Origin of the sequence: Streptococcus oralis (assembly GCF_003942875.1) — a bacterium.
In the GTDB taxonomy this organism is placed as follows: Bacteria; Bacillota; Bacilli; order Lactobacillales; family Streptococcaceae; genus Streptococcus; species Streptococcus oralis_BX.
Genome location: NZ_RMVK01000004.1, coordinates 69,286 through 91,315, shown reverse-complemented (window position 1 = coordinate 91,315; position 22,030 = coordinate 69,286). Strand labels below are relative to the sequence as shown.

Sequence of the window (22,030 nt, the reverse complement as noted above, 5' to 3'; positions counted from 1 at the left end):
TTACACAGGCACGCTAATCAAGACGGAGTGGATTCAATTTTCAAAGAACAGGTAGCTTTATTATAGATAAGAGTAGTTGAAATTTTTATCACATTTCTTGTTTTTCTGTCGAGCTAAATTCATATTAATCAAAGAGTTTGAAATAAAAGACTAACATTGTTACATAACGCTAGCATTTCATTTCCCTAAAACAAGCTAATTTGGTCTAAAAAAGCAGCAAACTATAAACTAGTAGGTTCCACACCAAATGTAGACCCATACTTCCCCATAAGTCAGATTTATAGCGCACCATCCCTAAAAAGATCCCAAGTGAAACATATAAACACCAAGCTAGAATGGTTCCTGGATGATGTACTAAGGCAAATAAAACACTTGTCAAAGCAACTCGAATATCTAATTTTCTGACCAGGTTCCATAAAATTTCTCGATACAGAAATTCTTCAACCATACTCGCATTGATTAAGAACAATAAAAATGAAAACCAAGGAACCTGATGTTGAAGGCCAATTAAGTTTGCTTGATTCGTGGTTCCTTGAGCATGAATCAGACTAAAACATAGGCTTATAATCAGTAGGCTAACGAATCCAATACCAAGCCATTTCATCCTAGTTTTCATATTGACCTTGACCACTTGTTTTCGTTGACCATACATCCATAAAAAAGAAAAGAGCGACGCACAATAGAGAATCTGCAGTATGGTTAACTCACCAATACAAAGCAATTTCAGTAAGTATAGGGATACCAATAAGACATTTACTTGTTGGAATATATAAACTGGAATTATTCTTTTCATAGTTACCTCCGAAATAAATCTTCATAATCTAAATCTAATACCTGCACAATCCTTTCTACCCATGGACTTTGAGGCATTCGTTGTTCCATCTTGTAGTGGCGTATTTTTTGATACAAACGATTCAATTCACTTGGATAGTGAAACTCTCCTGCAAACATTTTTCTGGTTAACTCAATCCAGCTAATATTTCTTTCAGCCAAAATAATGGACAAGTTCTCCCAAAATCGTTCAGCCATATTGCTTCTCCTTTAACTAGATAAATAATGTGTTTGTGCCATGTAAATCAATTGTTTCGTATCTCTTGGCAATAGAGCTCTAGCCTCTTCCAAATTCAGATTTGGATAAACTCTCTTATTTGAAACCGCAAGAGGAAGCCTGATGCATAGTTCAGGATTTTTTAATATCATTTCAATGAAATCCGTTAATCTTAGATTGTCACGGTTCTTAAATCGTAATAAATTGGGTGATAGAAACTCAAAACAATCTGAAGAATAGCTCATCATCTCAATTAATTTATCCTTTGTCATTTCAGAAATCGAATGACAAGACACCTCGATGCCATACTTTTGAAAGAAATCCAAAAGAAGTTGATTTCTTTGGCTATTTTTACTTAGATAGAGATCAATCATGGGAGACCTCCCAAAGATTCGGTTCCATTTGATATTCTGAGACGATTAAGGAATCTAATGAATTTGAGAAGTTAATCGATTTCTTGTCTTCATCATAAGCTTTTACAGTTACTTGGGTTGTAAGTATTCCCTCTTCTCCCTCGGCTCGATAGCCTTGTCCATATAAAACAAAAACAAGATTTTGATGATCATCTACAAAGGCATCAACCCCATTCTTTATGTCTTGACTTTCAAGGAATTCCATAACGTTTTGAAGATAGGACTCGTAAAATAGTGGGTAGTTGTGTTTTTTATGGTAATCATCTAAAAATGTTACTTCAAACTCACATGGATAATTGGGCATCAAAAATAATTGTTCATCCAGCTGTTTGATTTCTGCATCATGTAATTCTGTTTCTAATTCATCACAATCTAGTATTGATTCTTTATTTAATGCTTTCATCTTTTTCCTCAATTTCTTTTAATTTCTTTGCGATCGCGGCAATCACAGGAACGGTTACACTATTACCAGCTTGTTTATAGAGCTGACTATTACTAGAGACTTTTCTCGCAGCTTCAAAAGCCCAATCAGGAAAGCCCTGCAAGCGAAAACACTCTTTAGGAGTGATTCGTCGTATCCTCAGACGGTAAAATTGTCCATCTATCAAGACACCAGCTACATGATAAACTTGTTTATCTTCTCCTTCATAGCTACCCACTACTACTCCCATTTGACCACTAGTTGTTAACGTATTCGCTATACCTTTTCCAACTCTACCACGCCGATACTGAGAACTTGGTCTTTCCAAATTGATTGAATCTCCAATCTCTGCTTGAGCGTATCCTTTTTTAGTTGCTTCCCTGACTTTTAAAAATTGGATTGGTTCTGGAATCAGTATTTTGGGAATTTTATCTCCTCCTTGCATCGTAGTCAGTGTTGGAGATAAGCCCTCACTTCCATAGACGCGACCGGTCTCCTTAAAGCTAGTGGGTAAATCTCCAACAACGACAATGCCATGACGATCCTGAGTATTTAAAGTAAACATCGGCTCTTGATTTTCCTTAAAGCGTCTACCATTTTGTCTCTTGTCTAATCTGTCTGGTGTCATACAAGGAATCGCAATCTTAAATCCTTCTCCTTTCCCACGAACTAAGGTTGGCGCAAGACCTTCTGAATAATAAACTTTACCGCTCATTCCACTTTTTGATGGATTCAAATTTCCTAATGTTTTTAAAATCTCAGAGTTAGTTGCTTGACCTTCTCGTCTGAAAGGAAATAAGAGTCTGATACCTTTCTTTCTAGAATGTCCGATAATAAACACCCTCTCTCTGTTTTGGGGAACGCCAAAATCCTTACTGTTAAGCACCTGCCACTCAACATCAAACCCCAACTCATCAAGTGTGGTAAGGATTGTGGTGAACGTCCGTCCCTTATCGTGATTGAGTAGGCCTTTAACATTTTCAAGAAAAAGAAAACGTGGTTGGATTTGTTTGGCCGCCCGAGCAATTTCAAAGAACAAAGTTCCTCTAGTATCTTCAAATCCCAATCGTCTTCCTGCGATTGAAAATGCTTGACAAGGGAATCCCCCACAGATGATATCGACTTTCCCTCTAAGTTTTTTAAATTCATCATCTGAAACATTTCGTATGTCATGAAATTCTATTTCTCCTTCCGTTTGAAAAATGGATTTATAAGATTCTCTAGCAAATTTATCAATCTCACAAAATCCAATACATTCGTGTCCGACACTTTCCATTCCTAGTCGAAAACCACCGATACCTGAAAATAAATCAATAAATTTCATTTCTTGATTACCCCTTTCTGATCGACTATTAATGTCCAAAGAGTCAAACCACTTGAAATGAAAATGAGCATAACTAATATCCACTCGATTGGCGACATTTAACCACCTCCTTTTCTAACACGGTTATTCCAAACAGAATACAAGCCGTTAAACACAAATTCAGCAAGCACTTCCGCACGTCTAACAAAGCGGACATTATCTAGAGCATACTGATAGATTCTCTCAAAATCAGTCATAGCAATTTCACTGGCTGTTTCAGAAAAACCCTCTCGTCTAAATTGATCTTGTACCAATCCCCAAATATAATCTCGATCATATTTTGTGACCTTTTCTACTTTTCTTTTCAATATAGGTTGAGTATTCCTATCCTCCTCATCCTCAATAAATAAAGAATCAGTCTCACTATATTTAGTCTCACTAACTTCAGTCTCACTAGGGGCTGAATGTGAGACGGGGGCCGTTTCATTTTCAACCTGCCCTAGTCTTTTTTTAACACTAGGCCTGTTTGAATTACCTACTGGGGTAGAAGATAATTCCCCTAAATAAATCTTATTAGCTAGTCTTCCTTTCTCACTTGAAGACTGTTGAACTTCATCAATTAAGTCATATTCTTTAAGATTTTTTTTGATGGACAGTAATTTTGACTTCGAACAACCTAACAGCCTCATCAGTTTAGAATTAGAAAATACTAAATAGACCGCGCCTTCTTCATCTATCCAACCACGACTGAGAGATAATTCTAAACGATCTTTTAAAATAGAATAAGCCACCTTTACTTCTAGTTTCATATCCATATATTTCTCATCCTCAAAAAGAATTTTAGGTAATTTATAATACCGTTCTGAAGTTTGGTATTGATTTGCGGTAATTCGTTTCATAGCTCTCCTCCAAGTTCTTTGAGTATTAAATCGCCATTTGATTCCAAGCGAACCAAGCCACTTTTTTCTAATTCAGCCATAAGAGAGATGGCTTCAACAATGTCAATTCCCATTTCACGTACTAAAAATGAAATGACGATATAGCGTGATGATTGTAATTCTTTTGTCATTTTCCCTCCAGAAAATAAAAAAAGGAGAACAATATTCAACTGTTCTCCAAAATATTTTTATTAAAAAGAAAAACCCTGCCAAATTAATTTTTGGTAGGGTTTTTGGCAGGAAACTAAATTAATTTATCAGTTTCTAAAATGTGTTCACGATTCTAAAAGGCTGATACTATAGTATTCCGAATTCTAATTGGTATATGCCTCTTATTTAAGAGTAACTGAAGCTCCAGCTTCTTCCAATTTAGCTTTGATTTCTTCAGCTTCTGCAGTTGGAACGCCTTCTTTGATGACACCTGGTGCACCATCAACAAGTTCTTTAGCTTCTTTAAGTCCAAGACCAGTGATTTCACGTACAACTTTGATAACGCCAACTTTTTTGTCACCAGCAGCTGTCAACTCAACGTCAAATGAGTCTTTAGCAGCACCAGCGTCAGCAGCACCAGCTGCAGCAACAGCTACAGGAGCAGCTGCAGTTACACCAAATTCTTCTTCGATAGCTTTTACAAGGTCGTTCAATTCAAGGATTGAAGCTTCTTTAATTTCAGCAATAATGTTTTCAATGTTCAATGCCATTGTTATTTCCTCCAAATAAGTTTTTAATTTTATAATAGTTTTTTCGTAGCTAAGCTAAGCTACGCTGCGTAGCTTAAGATTAAGCTGCGTCTTCTTTGTTGTCTGCAACCGCTTTGACTGCAAGAGCAACGTTGCGCACTGGCGCTTGAAGTACAGAAAGGAGCATAGAAAGAAGTCCTTCGCGGTTTGGAAGAGTTGCAAGAGCAACGATTTCTTCTTTAGATGCGACAGCGCCTTCGATTGCACCACCTTTGATTTCAAGTGCTTCAGCGTTTTTAGCAAAGTCGTTCAAGATTTTCGCTGGTGCGATAACATCTTCGTTAGAAAATGCTACTGCAGATGGTCCAACAAATACTGATGCAAGATCTTCAAGACCAGCTTTTTCAGCTGCACGACGCAAGATTGAGTTTTTAATGACTTTATACTCAACTTCGCTTCCACGAAGCTCACGACGAAGAACTGTATCTTGCTCAACTGTCAAACCACGAGCGTCTACAACGACGATAGATGCAGCAGCTTTCATTTTTTCAGCTACTACGTCAACTAGTTCCGCTTTTTTAGCAATAATTGCTTCACTCATTAGTGTGTTCACCTCCGTAATTATTTTGCTTGGGGAATTTTTCCAAAAGAAAAACGCGCCCAAACCTAGACACGAAAGTACAATACGCTTCTTTTTACATGATACGTTTTGTCCTCGGTAGGATCTTTATGAGTCGAGCTCCCCTACTGTCTTAGGCAGTTTTTTCAAACCGTATATAAGTATAGCATAGACAAAAAAAGAATGCAAGATTTTTGCAAACTTTTTTTAAATTTTTTTAAATCTCTACTGTCAAAACTTTGCCTTGCTTAACCACCTGTTCTCCAGCGATATAAACATCATCAACATCACTGGATTTGACAGCATAAACGAGGTGAGAGAGCATATTTTTCTGAGGTTGAAGATGGATTTTTCCTTGTGGTTGAATGACCAGAAAATCTGCCTGTTTGCCAACTTCTAGGCTTCCTATCTGCTTTTCCATTCCTAGAACCTTAGCTCCTTCGATCGTCAGTGCCTTAAGGGCTGTCTCGATAGGGAATTGGCTGGCATCTCCACTTTTCATCTTCTGAAGGAGGGCTGCGGTCCGTCCTTCCTCAAACATATCTAGATTGTTATTGGAAGCAACCGAGTCTGTCGCAATCCCCACTGCTACTCTTGCTTTTTGGAGTTGGATGATGGGAGCGATTCCTGAGGCCAGTTTGAGGTTACTAATAGGATTGTGGGCGATAGCCACATGAGAAGTCGCCAAGCGTTCAATTTCTCTCTCGTTTAGTTCAACCCCATGAGCAAAGACAGACGGATGATCTAAGTAACCTAGTTCTTCTAGAAAGGCGAGGGGGCGTTTGCCGTATCGTTTCAGGATAATTCCTGATTCCTCCTTAGTCTCCGCCACATGGATATGGATAGGAATATTCAGCTCTTTTGCCATTTCTAAGCTTTCTTCCAGTAAATCTTTACTACAGCTGTAGGGAGAATGAGGGGCTACCATAATCTTGAAATTTGGGTTTTCATATCCTAAGATTTCTTCTATAATAGATCGTGTTCTGCTTATAGTCTCAGCAGTTGTTTCTGCCTCTGAAGAAAAGAGGGTCGGTGAGAAATAACAACGCATCTTGGAAGCCTTAACTGCCTGATAAATTTGCTCAATATCCACACCATTGGGATTATACATATCGTTGAAGGTTGTTGTCCCTGACTGGAGCATCTCTGTCAGAGTTTCTTTGACTGCCTTGGTAGTCATGTCGGGAGTAAATCCTGCTTCTGCCGGCCAGATATAGTCATTGAGCCATTCATGGAGGTTGCTGTCATCCCGAATCCCTCGCAAACCTGTCATAGCAGAATGGGTATGGCAATTAACCAAACCAGGCATGATCCAGGCTCCCTGATAGTCTATAATCTGCTCAGCTTGATCTAAAATCTCTGGCTCCTCTTGGCCGACATAGAAGATTTGAGAGTCCTTAACGGCTAAGACACCATCCAAATAAACATGGAAATCTTGGTCACAAGTCACGATATTTACATGCTGATAGACTTTCATTATAGGCTCCTTTTCTATAAGACAATTTACAGTGAATAATTTTTCTAGCTATTGTAACAAAAAAGTAACCCGAAGGCAACTTTTTTTATCCAAAATAGAAAGGATTATTCAGAGCTAAAAGCTGAAGCTTTTTGCATTTGGTAATACTTGCCCTTTCTAGCCATGAGATTCTGATGGTTACCATGCTCCACAATGTCACCATCTACCAAGACAAGAATCAAATCTGCATCCTGAATGGTTGACAAACGATGAGCAATGATAAAGCTTGTGCGCCCCTTCATGAGTTTGGCAAAGGCATCCTGTACTAGCACCTCTGTCCGTGTATCGATGGAAGAAGTCGCTTCGTCTAAGATAAGAATCTTTGGGATAGCTAGAAAGACTCGGGCGATGGTCAAGAGCTGGGCTTGGCCGACAGATAGTGATTCTCCTGCATTTTCCAACTTAGTATCATATTCCTGTGGCAACTGTTGGATGAAAAAGTCTGCGTTGGCTGCTTTTGCGGCAGCAATCACCTGCTCCCTACTGGCATCAGGATTTCCAAAGGCAATATTGTCATGAATGGTCCCTTGCTTGAGCCAGGTTTCTTGGAGTACCATCCCAAACTGCTGTCTCAATGACGCTCGGGTATAATCATAAATGGATTGCCCATCTAACAAGATATCTCCCGAGTTAATAGGATAAAAACGCATGAGGAGATTGATAAGAGTTGACTTACCAGCACCTGTCGGACCAACGATGGCTACCTTGCTACCAGCTGGGATATCGATAGACAAATCCTTAATCAAGATCCTTTCAGGATTGTATCCAAAAGAAACATGCTTAAAGGAAATGGCTCCCTTAACTTGGTCACTGGTCAAGACTTCCTTACCTGTTTCAGCAACCTCAGGACTTTCTAAGACAGCATAGACACGCTCTGCGCAAGCGAGAGCACTTTGCAATTCGGCTAGAACAGAAGAAATATCGTTAAAGGGCTTAGTGTACTGCTGAACATAGTTCAAAAAAGTCACTAAACGTCCGATGGTCAAGGTGGACCCCATCATGATACGATAGGCTCCCACTCCAGCAAGAAGAGCATAGATGAGTGCATTGACAAAGCGAGTTGAAGGATTAACCGTTGAGGAATAAAAGATAGCTGACTGAGAATAACCTGCGTAGTTGCCATTCGCCTCGTGCAGTCTTTGGATAAACTCTGTCTGAGCATTAAAGGACTGGATAATAGTTTGCTGGCTAAGAGACTCTTCAATCAACTGAGTCTGAATCCCCCTCGTCTCTGTTTGCTTCTGGAAGAGATGATAAGAGCGTTTAGCAATAAAACGTGAAATCACCATGGACAGTGGTGTCAACAGCAAGACCAAGAGGGTCATGAGGAGATGAATTTGGAGCATGGCTAGAATACTAACCAAAATCATCAAAACACCAATGAAAAATTGATTGAAAATCATGGTCAAGCCGGCTGCCAGCTGTTCTATGTCTGTGGTCACACGACTAACCATCTCTCCACTGCCCTGCCGATCCACAAAAGCAATCGGTAAACGATGGAGCTTATGAATGATTCGCTCTCGCAAGTCTTTGGTATAAGAGAAGATTAGACGATTATAAAGAAGAGGATTGGCCCATTGTACCAGTGTATTTCCTATGACCACCAAGATCATCTGGATGAAAATCTGCCAAAAAACTGGTGAAGAATCAGCTACTAGGACCTGGTCAATGACCTGCCCAATCAAGATAGGTAGGTAGATCGATAAAGCAACTTGGGCAATAGTTCCTAGAAAAGCTAGGAAAAGGAGGAAAGGATGGCTTAATAAATCCTTAGCCAAACGCTTGAGCGTTTGGTTTGCAGTTTGTAGTTTCATGCTAGTCCTCCTTTCCGTGTTGGGATGCATTGATTTCGCGATAGACTTGGCTGGATTTCATCAAGTCATCGTGCTTGCCAACAGCTAGGAGCTCACCTTTTTCCAAGAGGAGAATCTGGTCTGCCATCTGTAAAGTTGAGGTTCGTTGAGAAATCAAGATTAAGCTTGTATTTGGCAAATTTTCTCGGATAGCTTTCAAGAGCTTGGACTCAGTGATGGTGTCCAGGGCCGAGGTCGCATCATCTAGGATGAGAAATGGAACTTGGCGCAAGACTGCACGTGCGATAGACAGCCTTTGTTTTTGTCCGCCTGAGAAATTTCTCCCTCCTGCCTCAACTAGGGCGTTCAAGAGCCCTTCCTTTTCACTGACAAAATCCTTAGCTTGCGCAATCTCCAAGGCCTGCCATAGTTCCTGGTCAAATACTTCTCGATTGAAACCTAGAGTCAAGTTGGAACGAATAGTTCCTTTAAATAGTTCGACCTTTTGGGGAACATAGGCAATCCAAGACCGCCACTGCTCAAGATTAAGAGGACTACGTCCATTTCGATAAAGGTCAATGCTACCCTTGTCTGCTGTATAAAGACCAAGTAAGACTTGCACCAAGCTTGATTTACCTGAACCAGTTCCCCCGATGATACCAAGGATTTGCCCTTGTTTCATATCAAAGGAAATGTCTCTCAGAGAAGCTTGAGACGCATCAGGATAGGTAAAGGTTAATTCTTTGACTTGCAAAACCCGATCACCTGTAGCTTGCTTTTCTTCTAATTCTGAATAAATATATTCTGGAGCTTCGGTAAAAACTTCCTCGATTCGCTTGGCTGAGATATAGGATTGGTTGAGAGAATTAATCAGCATGGCGAGCTTAACCAATTCCACCAAGATTTGCAAGAGATAGTTGATGAGGGCAATGAGGGCACCTTGACTGAGTAAACCTCCTTGAATTGAAATATAGCCTTGCCAGATGATGACGAGAAGAGTTCCATTAACAATCAGATAGGTCAGAGGTGTTAATAAACTAGACCAGAAACCCGTCTTTTCTTGCAATCTAGCATAAACTTGGTTAAGGGTTTGAAAAATCTGTAACTCTCGTTTTTCCTGGCCAAAAGCACGAATAACTCGCATCCCTTGCAATTGCTGACGCGTTTCCTGAACCAGCTGGTCCGTTTTCTTTCTGAGATTGCTGTAAAGAGGATTAACCAGTCGTGAGAGCACCACAATGACAATCGTCAAAATGACAACCATAACCAAAAACCAGAAAGTTAGCTCAGCCGATATGCGATAGGCCATAAAGATAGCCCCAAAAACGATAATGGGAGCTCGCAAAAAGAGGCGCAGGAATTGATTGATCCCAGTCTGAATCTGGTAAGTATCCGAAGTCAAGCGAGTCACCAAGCTAGAAGTTGTCAGACGATCTCTGCTATCCTTGGGTAGGGAAAGAATATGACGATAAAGGTCGTCTGTCAGTTCTTTGGCAAACCCAACCGCTGCCTTGGCTGAGTAAAACTGAGCTACCAAGGCCACTAAAACGCCAATCACTGCAAAGATAAGGAGCAGGCCAATCTGCATCCAGAGATGGCCTTGATCTCTCTGAGGCAAGGACTGGTCAACAATCCCAGCAATCACCATGGGAACCAAGAGCTCAAAAACAGCTTCTAGTAGCTTGAACAAGGGTGCTATAATCGACTCATTGATGTAGGGTTTGAAGTAAGATAGTAAGTGTTTCATAAATCCCTTCTATTCTTATTCTGGAAATGAAGAAAGTGGGAAGCCCCACCCTCTCAGTTTTATTTGTTTAAGTAAGGTAATAGATAGCCATATCCTGCTTTTTCCATCTCATCCTTGGCTACAAAGCGCAAGGAGGCAGAATTAATACAGTAACGCAGGCCACCTAACTCCTGAGGTCCATCTGTAAAGACATGACCCAAGTGAGCATTTCCTGACCGAGAACGAACCTCGATTCGCTCCATTCCATGGCTCAAATCCTTGTAATAGTGAATTAATTCCTTAGAAATCGGACGACTAAAACTTGGCCAACCACAACCTGAGGCAAACTTATCCTTAGCAAAAAAGAGTGGCTCCCCTGTCGTGATGTCTACATAAATCCCCTCTTCAAAAGTTTGGTCATAAGCATTACTAAATGGAGCCTCTGTAGCAGCTTCTTGCGTAACACGATAAGACTCTTCAGTTAAGCTTTCCTTTAACACCTCTTGACTAGGCTTTTCATAGTTTGAGGCGTCAATCAATGGCTTCTCAGCATCGGTCACATCGATATGACAATAACCTGAAGGATTTTTCTTGAGATAGTCTTGATGGTAGTCTTCTGCTAATATGTAGTGGCGAAGTTTCTCCACCTCTACTGCAATCTTTCGACCCAGCATGCGCTCCTGCTCCTGCACCACTGTGTAGATAGCTGGCAAGTCTGCTTCATCCTGATAATAGATTCCCGTTCGATATTGGCGACCACAGTCATTCCCCTGCTGGTTAATAGACACTGGATCAATAACACGGAAATAATAAAGCAAAATCTCTCTGAGTGACACAGCTTTCTCATCATAAATTACTTGAACCGTTTCTGCATGGTCTGTTTCCTTGAGCAGCTGGTAATTGGTCGTTTCGACTTGCCCATTAGCGTAGCCGACACTGGTAGCTAGCACTCCCGAAATTCGGGAAAAATACTCCTCTAGGCCCCAAAAACAACCACCTGCTAGATAAATTTCTGCCATCTTTATTTCTCCTTTATCAAGTTTTTAACCAATACTCTTCGAAAATCTCTTCAAACCACGTCAGCTTACATCTGCAACCTCAAAACAGTATTTTGAGCTTACTTCGTCAGTTTCATCTACAACCTCAAAACCATGCTTTGAGCAACCTGCGGCTAGCTTCCTAGTTTGCTCTTTGATTTTTCATTGAGTATAAACTTCTTTTCAAAAAAAGGACAGGAAGCCCTCTGGTCGAGAGTTTCCCCATCCTATCTTCTATTCTTTATTTTGCTTCGACACGGACACCTTGCGTATCAACTTTCAAGTCATGCAGTTTGCCTTTGAAAGGTTGCTTTTGCAATTCTGCCTTAATAGCCGGCATCTTGTCATGAGAGGCCAAGACCATCACTGTTGGTCCGGCACCAGAAAGGTAGGTCGCATAGGCACCATTCTCTTTGGCTACTTGCTTAATCGTCGCAAATTCACGGACCAGACTTTGACGATAGCGCTCATGGAAGAGGTCCCCCTCGATTGCTTGACCAGCTGTCACCATATCTCCTGCTAACAAGGCTGCAACGGCCACATTGGCAATTGAACTAGCTGCAACAGCTTCCTTGTAAGACAATTTCTTAGGAAGGACACCTCGACTGTCTCGAGTGCGCAATTCATAGTTGGGAATATAAGCTAGAAAATCACACTCTGGGAAGTCAGCCACAATTGCTGAAACGTGACCTTCAACGGAACTGGCAATAACGAGATTACCGTAAATTGCTGGAGCTACATTGTCAGGATGCCCTTCAATCTTGGTAGCCAGCTGCAATTTGTCGTGGTTAGATAAGTTGAGATTGCCCAGTTGGTTAGCCAGTTCAATCCCAGCAACGATAACCGAGCTAGAAGAACCCAAACCACGCGCCAAGGGAACATCACTGGTCATTTTCAAGCGTCTCGGTTGCAAGTCAGGCGCAATTTGCAAGGCAATCTTAAGCAAAAGATTACGCTCGTCATGGGGAATCCATTTGCCAATCTGGTGTTCAATCAACCACTCTTCTCGTTCTTCGCAGACCTCGATTTGAAGATACTTGGTTACAGCTACACCGACCGAGTCAAAACCTGGCCCGATATTGGCACTGGTTGCAGGTACAATAATCTTCATCTTATTCTCCTAGCACCTTGAAGTTATTCAAGAGGTCGAATTCTGAAACCTTATTCAATTCAGCTGAGACATTTTCAAGCTGAGCTTTATTAATCTTGTGTGTGATAATCACAACACGTGCCTTGTCACCCTCCTTGCCATCTTGGAGGATTTGCTTGAAGGAAATATCTTGATCATTAAAGATTTCAGCCAACTTCAAGACCTGACCTTTTGAGTCTGGAGCCAAGATTGAGAAGTAGTAGTTTGCTTTAACATCTTCTGGATTAGCCAAGACAAGTTCACGGCTATATTCGTTGAAGTCTTTACCAATAGTACCATCATTCAAGCGACGAACGATACGGACAATGTCCGCTACAACACTTGTTGCAGTTGGTTTTTGACCCGCACCTGGTCCGTAATACATAGATTCACCAATACCGATAGATTCTACAAAGACTGCGTTCATTACCCCATTCACACTGGCAAGTGGATGTGCTTTAGGTAGGAAGGTTGGAGTCACTTCTGCAGCAATACCTGAAGGAGTTTCCTCGATAGAACCAACCAATTTCACTACATAGCCCAAGTCTTGAGCTACAGCTACGTCTTCTGGTGTGATGTTACGGATTCCCTTGTGGGCTACATCGTCAAAGGCAACCTTCATACCAAAAGCAAACTGGCTCAAAATCACCATCTTGTAGGCTGCATCAATCCCATCAACGTCATTTGTAGGGTCACTTTCTGCAAATCCAAGTCTTTGAGCTTCGGCCAGAGCATCATCATAAGACCAGCCTTCTTCCACCATCTTGGTCATCATGAAGTTGGAAGTTCCATTAACGACACCAAGAACTCGTGTGATTTTGTCAGAAGCCAACGAATTTGCCAAAGTACGAAGAATTGGAATCCCACCAGCTACTGCCGCTTCGTAGTAAAGTGCTACATTATGCTCTTTAGCGATTTCTAACAATTCTGTACCATGGACAGCCAAAAGGTCCTTGTTAGCAGTAACAACGTGTTTCCCAGCTTCTAAGGCACGAGTGATAAAGGTCTTAGCTGGTTCGATACGCCCCATCAATTCCACTACGATAGTAATGTCCTTGTCTGACAAAATATCGTCTACATTGGTTACAAAGTTAAAGTCATTTCCTGCTGCAAGCAAGCGGTTCTTTTCATCTTCATCCTTGACCAATACCTTGGCCACTTCAATCTCTGAATGAGCTGACTGAACGATTTTTTCTCCATTTTCCTTTAGGAGGAATGGCACACCACTTGCAACGGTACCAAATCCAAGTAAAGCAATTTTAACTGTCATGTTTGTCTCCTAGAAATTTTCTGATATAGCCATTATAACAGAATTTTATGAAAATTCCTATTATAGTAAATCACTATTTCGGTCTAGAAAAGAAAAAACGAATCCCAAGATTCGTCTTTCCTGATAAATTAAAATTGATTTTAAAAATTATGAACGAATCTTTTGCAGATTAAGAACTGCATCGTGATTGATCAAGATTTGCCCATACTCTTGCAAGACTGAGCGACTGATGTCACTGTCGTCTGCAAACTCACGCATACGAGCCAAGAGCCAGGCTGGATATGGACTTGGATGATTTTCCACATCAACTAAGATTGTCAAATAATAGTGTCCATTCATCTTATAGAGTTCAGAGGTTTCCATCTGGTAGTTAACCGTCTTTGCAAAAGCAACTAAGTCAGCAAGGCTTGCAAAGCGCAGGATATAGTAGATATAAGGTTCTTTCTTACTCTCAGTCTCCTTGTCTGCCTGCTCTTGCTCTTCTTCCTTTGCTTCGACCTGCTCTAGAGATTGGATGGCCTCAATATCGTCCTTGGTTTTATCTGCAATACTCTTTTCCAAGGTTTTGAGAAATTCATCTGGCGACATTTGGGCTAATTCTTCCATATCTGGTAGATCCGCCAAATCTTCAAAATCCAGATTTTGGTCAATCTTGGACTTGGTCACAAAGACGTCGACCTTATCAGGTTTTGGCGTCACGCGGAAACTCAGCATGCCACTATCCAAGAAATTGTCTGGCATCTCTAACTCATCTAAAATAGCATAGAAAAACTCTTCAGTTTTTTCCTGAGGAACGAGAAAGTCTGCAATCTCCATTCCTCGGTCCATCAAATCATCTAAAGTCATCGTGATTTTCAGTGTTGTATCACTAATTTGTTTCATCTTCATATCTAGTAACCTCATACTTTCAGTCTATCTATTATACTAGATTTTTACGATTTTATCAAAAGAATGAAGCGAGAATGTGATATAATACTAGATATGATTTTAGATTTAAGAAAGAAAGTTCAATGAAAAATATAAAAGTAAATGCCTTGGCCAGCTTGCTGGTCAATATTCTCAATATCGTTTTTCCACTGATAACCAATCCTTATCTGACGCGGATTCTCAGCAAATCCAATTACGGTTATTTCAATACAGCCAATACCTGGGCAAGTTTTGTTATTCCACTAGCTGCCTTTGGAATATACAACTACGGGATTCGAGCTATTAGTAAGGTCAAGGATGACAAGAATAAAATTAACTACGTCTTTTCTAAGTTGTTTTATATCTCGGTTTTTACCTCTCTCCTGACGACAGGTATCTACTTCCTCATTATCTTCTTTGACACCAGCATTGAGAATCTGAAAGTCCTCTACTACATCCTAGGGGCCCAAGCACTCTTCCAATTTCTCAATATCGAATGGATGAACGAGGCTTATGAAAATTATGCCTTCATCCTCTACAAAACGTTAATTATTCGAATTACCATGCTGGTCGCTATCTTCGCCTTTGTTAAAACGGCAGATGATATTGTTCCTTATGCTATCGTTATGACAGCGACCACTATCCTCAACTACCTGCTCAGTTTTCTTTGGATTAAGAGAGAAGTTTCTTTTGTTAAGATTGGTTTCGTCGAATTAGCTAAAGCTTCTAAACCACTCTTCACTATGCTTCTCTTAGCAAATGCTAATATGCTTTATACCTTGCTAGATAGAATGTTTATCACCAAGGGACCAGATGAAAACTACATTTCTTATTATACAATTGCCTATAGTATCGTCATGTTGATTGCCAGTGTCTTGAGTGGAGCTATCAACGTCAGTATTCCACGCCTTGGCTACTATCTCGGTAAAAAGGATTACAAGTCCTATAATTATCTCGTGAATCAAGCGGCATCCTTATTCTATTTCCTTATGGTTCCAACTAGTATCGGGATTATGATATTGGGACGGTACGCAACTGTTATTTATTCTTCTGAAAAATATCTTGAAGCGGGTATCGTAACTAGCGTCTTCGCTTTTCGTACCATCATTTGGGCTATTGAGTTGATTCTTGGTAAACAGATTATCTTTATCAATGACCATGAAAATCGCTTAACAGCCTTCTACTTCCTTGGTGGTGGTGCCAATATACTATTAAATAGCATCTTGTATTTCAATAATATTTTTGCACCTGAGTATTACATCGCTACGACCATTATCGCAGAAACTATCGTCGTTTTACTTGAAATTCATTTTATCAAGAAACATCAACTGATTAGTTTAAAAGAAATTTTTATAACCTTAACACGTTATAGCATTATATCCCTTGGTTTTATCCCAATCTTCTATATTTTCAAAATGATTTTCCAAATCAATTCTTACACAGTAAACTTCAATATGATTCTCATGGTTCTGTCTACCGTAGCAACTTGTGGTATCTATTACCTCTTGACCCTCTTTATCACCAAAGACAAAACACTCCACTATGCACTGAACCTTGTACTTGCTAAATTAAAACGAAATTAAAAAATCCCCTACTGATAAATTAGTTGCCAGTAGGGGATTTCTTCTTTATTCTTTTTCTTTCTTTTCAGAAGCGTTGGCTTCTAGATTTGAATCTTGTTTAGGTTGTTCAACAATAGAGGAATCAGCTTCTTGTTTCTGTTCTGGCTTGACTGCCTCGCTATCTACAGCAGCAACAGCCTGTTTCCAGATACCTTCTTCGTTTACTTTGTAACCATCAGGTGTTGTTGCGTTCTTCAACAAAGAACCATCAGCTTGGAAATAGTACCAATTACCATCAAGCTGTTTCCAACCTGTTTGCATAGCTCCTGATTCATCAAAGTAATAATGTTCACCATTTACTTTATGAAGGCCAACCAACATGATTCCATCTTCAGGATTTAGATAATACCAGACGCCTTTGTCTTTTATCCAACCAGTTTGCATGGCTCCATTTGATTCAAAGTAACGGTAATGATTATCAAACCATTTCCAGCCAGTTTGCATGGCTCCAGATTTGCTAAAGTAATATTGCTTACCATCTACTTGATGGAGGCCGACTAACATAATGCCTTCTTTACCTTCAAGATAATACCAGACATCACCATCTTTCAACCAACCAGTTTGGAGTGCGCCAGACGTAGCGTAATAATGCCAAGAATCATTTGACCTCTGCCATCCAACTTGCATAGTACCTGCAGAGCTGAAGAAGTAGTTCTTACCGTCAATCTCTTTAGATCCTACAGCCATGATACCTGTTTCTGGATCCAAATAATACCATGATTCTTTATCTTTCAACCAACCAGTTTTCATAGCTCCTGAGTTCGTATAGAAGTACCAGCTATTTTCTTGCCACTTCCAGCCAGTCTGCATGGCACCACTAGCATTCAAATAGTAACGAACACCATTTATATCTTGTCTACCAGTTAACATGATGCCATCTTTATCCAGATAATACCATGTTTCCTGATCCTTGACCCAGCCGGTTTTCATAGCTCCAGAACTTGCAAAATAGTTCCAGTGACCATCAACAAAGGCCCAGCCAGTTTGCATGATACCTTCTTGATTAAAGTAGTATGTGCTTCCATTGATATTCTTTTTACCGATGGTCTTTAGCCCATCCTCATCATAGAAATACCAATTTGAATCAATCTTTTGCCAAGTTGAAGGCTTACCTGCTGTTTGGAGTGCACCACTTTCGCTAAAGAACATCTTCTTGCCATTATAGACTTGATGTCCTGTTAGCATCTTCCCATCTGCTGCAAAGAGATACTTTTTCCCTCCGATTTCAGAGAGCTCGCTAAATCGTCTAGCACCATTTGATTGGATATAATACCAAGAGTCATCTAGTTTGAACCAACCACCAGTTTGCATTTTACCATTTTGGTTCAGATAGTAATCATTCCCTTTGGCATTTTCTCCCCAGTCGTCGTTAAGGTGAAGCCAGCGACCTGCTTGCATTTGTCCTTTTCCATTAAAGAAATAAGTGGCTCCGCCAATCTCTCTCCAGCCGATAGCCATTTCTCCGTCAGTCAAACGATATTTCCAATAGCCATCTTCTTGATACCATTTTTCGTCAACTACAGGGATATCAGGGAAGGTATTTGAAACATTAGCAAATCCTTTATCGCTAATATCAAAAACGGTAGCGTCTTGAGTTTGGCTCGCAGCATGAAGAACCTGAATATTTTTCTTCTGAAGGTATTCTCTGGTTGAAGCAACATTAATATCTCCACCAGTTGTCTGAATAATCATTTTTGGTGATAAGTTTTCAAGGAAATTAATCGTATTTGAAATTGTCGCATCATAATGATGGTTCCATTTCATCATATCAACCTTGCCGATAACTGGACCTAACTTATCTTCTGCCCCTTCGGCATTATCCAAATCTCCACCAAGATAGATTCTCTTTCCTGCCACAGTCACTACTGAAACAATGGAGTTGGAGTTATCATCTCGAACTTTTTTCAGATTCCCGTCAGCATCATATTCATTCTTATAGTTGTAGAGTTGGATATCCATATCACCTAATTTTAGATGGCTATCCTCATCTGAAATATTCTGGATAAGAGTAACTCCCCGTTTTTGAGCTGCTCTCAAAGCATTATCATAATTAAAAAGATTATCCCATAGTCCCCAGTTTGCTGTAATCCGATCATCTGAATATTTTTTCAAATAAAACTTACCGACTTGATATCGATTGAGTATTTCGTCTGCTCCACCAATATGGTCACTATGAACATGAGTTCCTATAATAAAATCTAATTTTTTTACACCTATTTGATCCAAGTGGCGAATCAATCGATCCTCCAATACTTGATAATTTCTCATGGAAATTCCCCAGCGGCTTGGATAGCGCGGGTCACTCCCATCAGGAAAATCATAGTCTTCACCCATATCAATCAAAGCATAGTGACCATTGCTTTCCAGAAGGATGGCGTCACTCCCAGATTTTGCTTTAGTATTTATGAAATGGATACGATTGCCCGAACCTGCTGAAATGGTATCTGCATTTACTCCTTGCGATAACTGAATCAGTAATAGAAAGACTGCGAGAACACTATAGCTGACTGATTTTAATAACCATTTATTTTTCACCTTGAAAACTCCTTTATCTTAACAATAAGCAACTTTTACTAATCTAATCAATCCAGTAGTTTTTATCCCCTCCTGGGACTTGTTGCTCAATAGGCGGTGGAGTCATATAGTTTTCTCCAAATTCGTAGACAAGTATTTCATGGTATTTTCTCGGAACCTTGACCACGATGTTTTCATAAGGCATATCAATCAAATCATAGAGCCATTCTTTTTTTATACCATTTGGATAATAAGGGTCATAGATAGTACAAGTTAGATCTGTTGCTTGATCTACACTATACTTCAAAGCAAGGCTCTCTAATTTTTGATTCCATAGCTGTGGGGAAGTTAAGCGGAAAATAGCTGATCCCATATAACGAGGGAGGTTTTTAAGTCCACCATTCTCAGACTTGATCCCTTTAAAATTCAAAGAAGAAAGGCGAATGAAATATTTGTAGAGCTTCATTTTCTTACGGTCACTTTCCTGTGTTACGACACCATCATATGGAAAAATGTCAACGCAAGTTCCCAATACGACCGTTGGGTCTACGAGGTTAGCATCTCGACGAGTCCTTACATCATAGACTCTCATATAACTGTATGGATATCCCTTTGTTTCTCTGAATGAAATCAATTTGTAGTAGGGATGATTTTCATTTTGTAAAACCTTATACAGTTTTTCAAATTCATCACGCGCCAAGGAAATATCTGTATCATCATCCCAAGGGATAAATCCTTTATGGCGTACAGCCCCTAGTAAGGTTCCAAAATCAATAAAGTATTTGATTTGATGTTGTTCACAAAGATCATGTAGATACTTTAAAATATCCAATTCTACTTGCTTTATTTCTTCAAGAGTTAAAGTTCTTTCAGACATAGGTTCTATTCTCCTAAATTTGACTATATTTTTAAACGTTTCTTAATCCCAATCCCGTCATTTAGACCTTTTAACAATCTTCCATAATTTAAAATCATGATGAGATACTCTTTGTTCAACCGGTGGCAATTGCATATAGTCTCCGTAGTCTGAGGTCAAAATTTCATGATAATTTTTCGGAATGGTAAATTCCTTACCTTCAAATGTTCCAGTAGTAACTTGTTCCAGCCATTCACGTCTCCACACTGGTTTGTTCATATCCTTGTAGATAAGATAATCCACTTGCTCATAATCTGAGACTTTACGGGATTTTGCAAGCTCTTCAATCTGGGCAACGTATTTGTTCGTATTGGTGAAATAGAAAATAATAACTGACACATAACGTAGCAGTGAATTCAGTACACTTTTTGTATTGGTAATGCCTTTAAAGGTGTAGCAACTCAATTGACGTTTCTTTATCAGTTTCGTCATCTTGTTTTTAAATTGTACGTCATCCTCGTAGCCATCTACAGGGAAAATATCTACATAGATTCCCATATTCGAATCGATGCGAACATCTTCTTCTAGCAAGTAAGTATGGTTATCCTGCACTTTCATGAAGGGATAGACATAGTTGAGATTATTTTTATAAGACATGACCTCGTAACGTTCATCAGGGTTAGCGATAAGGTAGTCTTGCAACTTTTCATAATCTTCTCGTAACATGCAGATATCCATGTCATCATCCCAAGGGATAAATCCTTGATGGCGTACAGCACCAATTAGACTTCCATATGCTAAGAAATACTTGACACCAATTTTCTGACAAACTTTATGAATATACTCCATGATTCCAAGTTCCATCTGTTGAATTTCATTGACATCTGTTACTTCTTGGTACCGAACTCCTTCATCCCGTTTGCAGACTACGAGTCCATAGCCAATCGCTAGCCAGAAGATGATATTAATAAAGTTGGTTGAATACATAATCTGACTTTCAAATAATTGACCAAACAAGATACCGAAGAAAAGGATCATGATCAATTTATCAGTGTTTTTCTTGGAAACAATCAAATACGTTAAAAAGCGCTTGATGACATAAGCCAGTACAAGAAGGAAGGATACCAAACCTAGAACTCCCGAACTGACAAATATGGTCACAAAAATGTTATGGAAATTCCCACCAATAAGGGAGTTTTGAATCTCAAATTTACTGAAATATTCTGTGTAGTAATCTGGAACGTTTCGTACACCATAACCAAAAATTGGTTTGGCACTTCCCATCTTGATGGCATTTTTCCAGATATAGGTTCTACCACTTGGTGTTGTTTCGATCAGATGGAGCTCACCGTTCTTCTTAGTAACAGATGAATCTGTCTCAGCATAGGATTGTCCTTTGTTTAAATCTAAGACAGTCGCAGTTTCAGATGAGATATAGATTGAAGTTACATAGCTTAATCCAATATTAGTTGCAGTAATCAGCAAACCAGCAACTATAAAAGTGAGGAATCGTTTAACGATACTTCCTCTAGTAGCAAAGAAACTATAGAGTCCAATCATGAGAAGTAAAGAAAGTAAGGCTCCTCGACTTTGCATCGTTGCGAAGTAAACGAATTGAATCACATTGTTCAGTTTAAGATAAACAGAATATTTACTTCCTTTATGGATCAAATACATAGCCAAAATAATGCTAATGTATGAAAATATCGCACTAGCATTTGGATTGACAATCCCCCACAGACGTCCATTCATGACACCATAGTAATAAGATTGTTCGCCAATCTTAAATAGGATAAGGACTCTACTTACCAATAAACCAAACGCAAAAATTGCTGAAGAAAAAGATACAATTTGAACCGTATAGGCAATCCAGTCAAATAATTTTTTAAGTTGCCCTGATTGTAACATGGTAAATAATAAAACATAGGTTACCATGAAGAGAATTTCAATCACATTTCCAATCAGATGTCCAGAGCGATTGAAAATAGCTGATAGCAGATGACTTCCAGCTAATAGTCCAAATAAGGATAGAAATTTACGATCTGCTGTGATTTCTTTCCACTTAAACAATAAGGTATAGCAAATATAAAGCACTACAATTGCTGATAATCCCTTGTAGAGGGGATTTGCTATCTTATAAACCAGTGAACTCATACTTAAAATCGAAATGAAAACAAATAGATACGCAATCCATAGTTTTGATTTTTCAAAGTATTCATCCATTTTTGAAAAATTCATT

20 protein-coding genes and 1 other annotated feature are annotated in these 22,030 nt (G+C 39.5%); of the genes, 1 reads left to right on the top strand and 19 read right to left on the bottom strand.

Features of this window, described 5'->3' with window-relative positions; genetic code table 11:
• Positions 1–205: 205 nt before the first annotated feature.
• The 16 genes from D8844_RS05335 to mecA form a co-directional block, all read right to left on the bottom strand.
• Positions 206–793 carry a CPBP family intramembrane glutamic endopeptidase gene (locus tag D8844_RS05335; RefSeq protein WP_109289485.1) on the bottom strand — a complete coding sequence of 196 codons (588 nt, stop codon included), beginning with the start codon at positions 791–793 and terminating at the stop codon, positions 206–208.
• A 2-nt stretch (positions 794–795) separates the two neighbouring features.
• Positions 796–1,029 carry a hypothetical protein gene (locus D8844_RS05330; RefSeq protein WP_000840776.1) on the bottom strand — a complete coding sequence of 78 codons (234 nt, stop codon included), beginning with the start codon at positions 1,027–1,029 and terminating at the stop codon, positions 796–798.
• A gap of 12 nt (positions 1,030–1,041) precedes the next feature.
• Complete coding sequence (locus D8844_RS05325; protein WP_000566534.1) at positions 1,042–1,422, bottom strand: thioredoxin domain-containing protein; 381 nt, start codon at positions 1,420–1,422, stop codon at positions 1,042–1,044.
• Positions 1,415–1,864 carry a hypothetical protein gene (locus D8844_RS05320; RefSeq protein WP_003042047.1) on the bottom strand — a complete coding sequence of 150 codons (450 nt, stop codon included), beginning with the start codon at positions 1,862–1,864 and terminating at the stop codon, positions 1,415–1,417. The genes D8844_RS05325 and D8844_RS05320 overlap by 8 nt, the downstream gene beginning before the upstream one ends.
• Positions 1,848–3,206, bottom strand: coding sequence for a DNA (cytosine-5-)-methyltransferase (dcm, locus tag D8844_RS05315; protein WP_125400020.1), 1,359 nt, complete (start codon positions 3,204–3,206; stop codon positions 1,848–1,850). The genes D8844_RS05320 and dcm overlap by 17 nt, the downstream gene beginning before the upstream one ends.
• Before the next feature lie 98 nt (positions 3,207–3,304).
• Positions 3,305–4,084, bottom strand: coding sequence for a replication initiator protein A (locus D8844_RS05310; protein WP_125400018.1), 780 nt, complete (start codon positions 4,082–4,084; stop codon positions 3,305–3,307).
• Complete coding sequence (locus tag D8844_RS05305) at positions 4,081–4,254, bottom strand: hypothetical protein (RefSeq protein ID WP_000159606.1); 174 nt, start codon at positions 4,252–4,254, stop codon at positions 4,081–4,083. The genes D8844_RS05310 and D8844_RS05305 overlap by 4 nt, the downstream gene beginning before the upstream one ends.
• 201 nt (positions 4,255–4,455) lie before the next feature.
• Entirely contained in the window at positions 4,456–4,824 is a 369-nt protein-coding gene (gene rplL / locus D8844_RS05300) for a 50S ribosomal protein L7/L12 (protein ID WP_001196964.1), read from the bottom strand.
• 79 nt (positions 4,825–4,903) lie between these two features.
• Positions 4,904–5,404: a 50S ribosomal protein L10 gene (rplJ, locus tag D8844_RS05295; RefSeq protein ID WP_001287274.1), complete on the bottom strand. Its 501-nt coding sequence runs from the start codon at positions 5,402–5,404 to the stop codon at positions 4,904–4,906.
• A gap of 38 nt (positions 5,405–5,442) precedes the next feature.
• Positions 5,443–5,578 (bottom strand) — a sequence feature (ribosomal protein L10 leader region).
• Positions 5,579–5,639: 61 nt separating this feature from the next.
• Positions 5,640–6,899: a TRZ/ATZ family protein gene (locus D8844_RS05285; protein WP_125422486.1), complete on the bottom strand. Its 1,260-nt coding sequence runs from the start codon at positions 6,897–6,899 to the stop codon at positions 5,640–5,642.
• 104 nt (positions 6,900–7,003) lie between these two features.
• Positions 7,004–8,752, bottom strand: coding sequence for an ABC transporter ATP-binding protein (locus tag D8844_RS05280; RefSeq protein WP_125422482.1), 1,749 nt, complete (start codon positions 8,750–8,752; stop codon positions 7,004–7,006).
• A 1-nt stretch (position 8,753) separates the two neighbouring features.
• Positions 8,754–10,478, bottom strand: a complete 1,725-nt coding sequence (locus tag D8844_RS05275) for an ABC transporter ATP-binding protein (protein WP_125422479.1) — start codon at positions 10,476–10,478, stop codon at positions 8,754–8,756.
• A 59-nt stretch (positions 10,479–10,537) separates the two neighbouring features.
• The gene (gene msrB / locus D8844_RS05270) at positions 10,538–11,476 is read right to left on the bottom strand and encodes a peptide-methionine (R)-S-oxide reductase MsrB (RefSeq protein WP_000818188.1); all 939 of its coding nucleotides are present in this window, start codon (positions 11,474–11,476) and stop codon (positions 10,538–10,540) included.
• A gap of 259 nt (positions 11,477–11,735) precedes the next feature.
• Positions 11,736–12,605: a homoserine kinase gene (thrB, locus tag D8844_RS05265; protein WP_125422476.1), complete on the bottom strand. Its 870-nt coding sequence runs from the start codon at positions 12,603–12,605 to the stop codon at positions 11,736–11,738.
• 1 nt (position 12,606) lies between these two features.
• Positions 12,607–13,893, bottom strand: coding sequence for a homoserine dehydrogenase (locus D8844_RS05260; RefSeq protein ID WP_125422474.1), 1,287 nt, complete (start codon positions 13,891–13,893; stop codon positions 12,607–12,609).
• A gap of 147 nt (positions 13,894–14,040) precedes the next feature.
• Positions 14,041–14,781 (bottom strand): adaptor protein MecA, encoded by a 741-nt coding sequence (gene mecA / locus D8844_RS05255; RefSeq protein WP_044020570.1) that lies wholly within the window; start codon positions 14,779–14,781, stop codon positions 14,041–14,043.
• A 122-nt stretch (positions 14,782–14,903) separates the two neighbouring features.
• On the opposite strand from mecA, the gene D8844_RS05250 reads away from it, so the two are divergent.
• Positions 14,904–16,382 carry an oligosaccharide flippase family protein gene (locus D8844_RS05250; RefSeq protein ID WP_000789708.1) on the top strand — a complete coding sequence of 493 codons (1,479 nt, stop codon included), beginning with the start codon at positions 14,904–14,906 and terminating at the stop codon, positions 16,380–16,382.
• A 45-nt stretch (positions 16,383–16,427) separates the two neighbouring features.
• Here the strand turns inward: D8844_RS05250 and D8844_RS05245 are convergent, their stop codons facing one another.
• Genes D8844_RS05245 through D8844_RS05235 form a run of 3 tightly spaced genes read right to left on the bottom strand, consistent with a single transcriptional unit; the run spans position 16,428 to position 22,029 of the window.
• Entirely contained in the window at positions 16,428–18,956 is a 2,529-nt protein-coding gene (locus tag D8844_RS05245; protein WP_125422471.1) for an MBL fold metallo-hydrolase, read from the bottom strand.
• A 43-nt stretch (positions 18,957–18,999) separates the two neighbouring features.
• Positions 19,000–19,812 (bottom strand): LicD family protein, encoded by an 813-nt coding sequence (locus tag D8844_RS05240; RefSeq protein ID WP_000004177.1) that lies wholly within the window; start codon positions 19,810–19,812, stop codon positions 19,000–19,002.
• A gap of 57 nt (positions 19,813–19,869) precedes the next feature.
• Positions 19,870–22,029 (bottom strand): O-antigen ligase family protein, encoded by a 2,160-nt coding sequence (locus D8844_RS05235; protein ID WP_125422468.1) that lies wholly within the window; start codon positions 22,027–22,029, stop codon positions 19,870–19,872.
• Position 22,030 lies beyond the last annotated feature (1 nt).

Bases quoted from the DNA above. Each gene is read 5' to 3' on its own strand.
- msrB (WP_000818188.1), bottom strand. From the start codon at position 11,476: ATGGCAGAAATTTATCTAGCAGGTGGTTGTTTTTGGGGCCTAGAGGAG.
- rplL (WP_001196964.1), bottom strand. From the start codon at position 4,824: ATGGCATTGAACATTGAAAACATTATTGCTGAAATTAAAGAAGCTTCA.
- D8844_RS05285 (WP_125422486.1), bottom strand. From the start codon at position 6,899: ATGAAAGTCTATCAGCATGTAAATATCGTGACTTGTGACCAAGATTTC.
- D8844_RS05310 (WP_125400018.1), bottom strand. From the start codon at position 4,084: ATGAAACGAATTACCGCAAATCAATACCAAACTTCAGAACGGTATTAT.
- D8844_RS05305 (WP_000159606.1), bottom strand. From the start codon at position 4,254: ATGACAAAAGAATTACAATCATCACGCTATATCGTCATTTCATTTTTA.
- D8844_RS05280 (WP_125422482.1), bottom strand. From the start codon at position 8,752: ATGAAACTACAAACTGCAAACCAAACGCTCAAGCGTTTGGCTAAGGAT.
- mecA (WP_044020570.1), bottom strand. From the start codon at position 14,781: ATGAAGATGAAACAAATTAGTGATACAACACTGAAAATCACGATGACT.
- D8844_RS05335 (WP_109289485.1), bottom strand. From the start codon at position 793: ATGAAAAGAATAATTCCAGTTTATATATTCCAACAAGTAAATGTCTTA.
- thrB (WP_125422476.1), bottom strand. From the start codon at position 12,605: ATGAAGATTATTGTACCTGCAACCAGTGCCAATATCGGGCCAGGTTTT.
- D8844_RS05235 (WP_125422468.1), bottom strand. From the start codon at position 22,029: ATGAATTTTTCAAAAATGGATGAATACTTTGAAAAATCAAAACTATGG.
- dcm (WP_125400020.1), bottom strand. From the start codon at position 3,206: ATGAAATTTATTGATTTATTTTCAGGTATCGGTGGTTTTCGACTAGGA.
- rplJ (WP_001287274.1), bottom strand. From the start codon at position 5,404: ATGAGTGAAGCAATTATTGCTAAAAAAGCGGAACTAGTTGACGTAGTA.
- D8844_RS05320 (WP_003042047.1), bottom strand. From the start codon at position 1,864: ATGAAAGCATTAAATAAAGAATCAATACTAGATTGTGATGAATTAGAA.
- D8844_RS05240 (WP_000004177.1), bottom strand. From the start codon at position 19,812: ATGTCTGAAAGAACTTTAACTCTTGAAGAAATAAAGCAAGTAGAATTG.
- D8844_RS05325 (WP_000566534.1), bottom strand. From the start codon at position 1,422: ATGATTGATCTCTATCTAAGTAAAAATAGCCAAAGAAATCAACTTCTT.
- D8844_RS05330 (WP_000840776.1), bottom strand. From the start codon at position 1,029: ATGGCTGAACGATTTTGGGAGAACTTGTCCATTATTTTGGCTGAAAGA.
- D8844_RS05275 (WP_125422479.1), bottom strand. From the start codon at position 10,478: ATGAAACACTTACTATCTTACTTCAAACCCTACATCAATGAGTCGATT.
- D8844_RS05250 (WP_000789708.1), top strand. From the start codon at position 14,904: ATGAAAAATATAAAAGTAAATGCCTTGGCCAGCTTGCTGGTCAATATT.
- D8844_RS05260 (WP_125422474.1), bottom strand. From the start codon at position 13,893: ATGACAGTTAAAATTGCTTTACTTGGATTTGGTACCGTTGCAAGTGGT.